This is a genomic window from Henriciella sp., assembly GCF_049649345.1.
In the GTDB taxonomy this organism is placed as follows: domain Bacteria; phylum Pseudomonadota; class Alphaproteobacteria; order Caulobacterales; family Hyphomonadaceae; genus Henriciella.
This window is the reverse complement of record NZ_JBARZC010000144.1, coordinates 1-3,018: the sequence shown is the minus strand read 5'-3', so window position 1 is coordinate 3,018 and position 3,018 is coordinate 1. Positions and strand designations below refer to the sequence as shown.

Annotated in this window: 2 protein-coding genes and 1 pseudogene; all 3 read left to right on the top strand. The window is 61.7% G+C overall.

Going from position 1 to position 3,018, the window contains the following annotated elements:
* Positions 1-2,122: carbamoyl-phosphate synthase large subunit (gene carB, locus WA989_RS03510; protein ID WP_424339133.1), on the top strand; the 2,122-nt coding region annotated here is incomplete at its 5' end.
* 69 nt (positions 2,123-2,191) lie between these two features.
* On the top strand, positions 2,192-2,665 hold the full coding sequence (gene greA / locus WA989_RS03505) for a transcription elongation factor GreA (protein WP_424339132.1): 474 nt from the start codon (positions 2,192-2,194) through the stop codon (positions 2,663-2,665).
* A gap of 143 nt (positions 2,666-2,808) precedes the next feature.
* Positions 2,809-3,018 (top strand): annotated as a pseudogene (locus tag WA989_RS03500) (hypothetical protein); the annotation flags it as partial.

Below are 3,018 nucleotides of genomic sequence, written 5' to 3'. Positions count from 1 at the left end.
CTCTGAACCTTTCCTGACGACGGCGATGAAGGCTGTCGGCGAAGCGATGGCCATCGGCAGGAACTTCCAGGAAAGCCTGCAAAAGGCGCTCTGTTCACTTGAGACAGGCCTCACCGGGCTCGATGAGCCGGAAATCACGGGACAGGACGCGCTGCATTCAGCCCTCGCCCGCCCAACACCGGACCGGCTGCTGCATGTCGCGCAGGCCTTCCGCGAGGGTTTCAGCGTCGAGGATATCTACCGCATCACCTCGATCGACCGCTGGTTCCTGCGCCAGATCGCAGCGCTGATCGAAGCCGAAGCCGATATTCGCCGCGACGGCCTGCCGGAAACGCAGCACGCCTTCACAGAGCTTAAAGGCAAGGGCTTCTCGGACGCCCGCCTCGCAACGCTGATCGACAAGAGCGAACAGCACGTCCGCGACGCGCGCCACGCCCTCAATGTCCGGCCTGTCTACAAGCGCATCGACACCTGCGCTGCCGAATTCGCGGCCAAAACGCCCTATCTCTACTCGACCTATGAGCACCCGGCCTATGGCAAGGACCATGGCGACGACGAGGCCGGTGTCTCCGACCGCAAGAAGGCGATCATCCTCGGCGGCGGGCCGAACCGGATCGGACAGGGGATCGAGTTCGACTATTGCTGCTGCCACGCCGCGTTCGCCATGGAAGACATCGGCATCGAGTCGATCATGGTCAACTGCAATCCAGAGACCGTCTCGACCGATTATGACACGTCCGACCGGCTCTATTTCGAGCCGCTGACCTATGAGCACGTGTCTGAAATCATCGCCAAGGAGCAGAGCGCGGGCGAACTTCAGGGGGTCATCGTCCAGTTCGGAGGTCAGACGCCTCTGAAGCTTGCGACACCGCTACACGAAGCAGGCGTACCGATCCTGGGCACCAGCCCGGTGTCCATTGACCTCGCCGAAGACCGCCAGCAATTTGCCGCCCTGCTCGACAAGCTCGGCATACAGCAGGCGCCATCGGCCACCGCGCGTTCTGAAGAAGAAGCCCTCGAAAAGGCCCGCGAGCTCGGCTATCCGATCATGCTCCGCCCGAGCTTCGTTCTCGGTGGCCGTGCCATGGAAATCTGCCGCGACGATGCAGACGTGAAATCCTTCGCCAAGGAAGCGATGAAGGTGTCTGGCGACCAGTCCCTGTTCCTCGACCGCTACCTCTCCGACGCCATCGAAGTCGACATCGACGCGCTTTGTGACGGTGTGAACGTCCATGTCGCAGGCATCATGGAGCATATTGAGGAAGCCGGCGTCCATTCAGGCGATTCTGCCTGCGCCCTGCCGCCCTACACGCTCTCGCCAGCAATGACGGGCCGTCTGTCGGAGCAGGCCATAGCGCTTGCCCGCGAGCTGAAGGTTCGCGGCCTGATCAACATCCAGTTCGCGGTCAAGGGCGATGAGATTTACGTGCTCGAAGCCAATCCTCGCGCCTCGCGCACCGTGCCCTTCGTCGCCAAGGCTGTCGGCGCGCCGATCGCCAGGATCGCGGCAAAAGTCATGGCCGGCGCAGACCTTACCGATTTCGACCTCTCCATGGCCAAGCCCCGCCGCGTCGCGGTCAAGGAAGCTGTGTTCCCGTTTGCCCGCTTCCCGGGCGTCGACCCGGTGCTTGGACCGGAAATGCGGTCCACCGGCGAGGTGATGGGCTGGGACGACGATTTCGGCGCCGCCTTCCTGAAATCGCAGATCGCCGTCGATGTGCATCTGCCGCGCGAAGGGGCTGTCTTCATCTCGCTCAAGGACAGCGACAAGCCTGCCATCCTCGACTCGGTCAAGGAGCTTGCGGAGATGGGCTTTGATATGGTCGCCACGAGCGGCACGGCCGCCTTCCTCGAAGAACACGGCATCAAGGTCGACCGGATCAACAAGGTCATCGAAGGCCAGCCGCACATTGTCGACCGCATGATCAATGGCCGAATCCAGCTCGTTTTCAACACAACCGAAGGTGCCCAGTCGCTGAAGGATTCAGCCTCCATCCGCAGAACGGCATTGACGCGGAAGATCCCTTATTTTACGACGCTGGCCGCTTCACGGGCTTCTGTACAGGCAATCCGGACACTTCGCGAGCGCGAGCTCACCGTCCGATCCTTGCAAAACGCCTGATTCGACACCACTTGACGCAACTGGCGTTTGGACAGACGCTATTCGTTTACAAAGACGGTTATCCAGAACATGCAACGAACACCTATGACCGCCGAAGGGCATGCTGCCCTCGACGCAGAGTTGAAACATTTGAAGTCGGTTGAGCGCCCTGCCATCATCGCGGCGATCTCCGAAGCCCGCGAGCATGGCGATCTCTCCGAGAATGCCGAGTATCATGCCGCCAAGGAAAAGCAGAGCTTCATCGAGGGCCGCGTGGCCGAGCTTGAAGACAAGCTGGCACGCGCGGAAGTCATCGATGTGACCAAGCTCAAAGGTGAGAAGATTGTCTTCGGCGCCACTGTGACCCTGATCGACGCGGAGACCGAAAAGGAATCCAGATATCGCATCGTCGGCGAAGACGAGGCCGATATCTCCAAGGGCAAGGTGTCCATCACCTCCCCGATCGCCCGCGCCCTGATCGGCAAGACAGTCGGCGACGAAGCCGAAGTCGCAGCCCCCGGTGGCGCGCGCGTCTATGAGATCGAGGCCGTCGAGTTCAAATAGGCTGCAGGTCTGGCCATATGTCTCCCCTTCCTTCTTGGGAGACCCGTGATGGCCAAACACAACGCGTCTGCACGCACGAGGTGCAAGACTTTGAAAAAGCTGGCACTCTCCGTTTGAGCGAATCGTGAGGTGCCTGACTGGCTATGGCCGCGCCGAAACCCGGAAAACCGATTGCGCCCCAGATTGGGCCGTCCGTCTGGGCCGTGTCCGACGGGCGCGCTGGCAATGCGGCGCAGGTCCGCGCCATCGTTCAGGCGCTGGGCAGTACGGGCCGCTGGATGAAGATCGCCCACATTCAGGGCGAAGGCCACCGCGAACGCCCGATCACGCTGACGCCGCGCGCGCCGTGGACC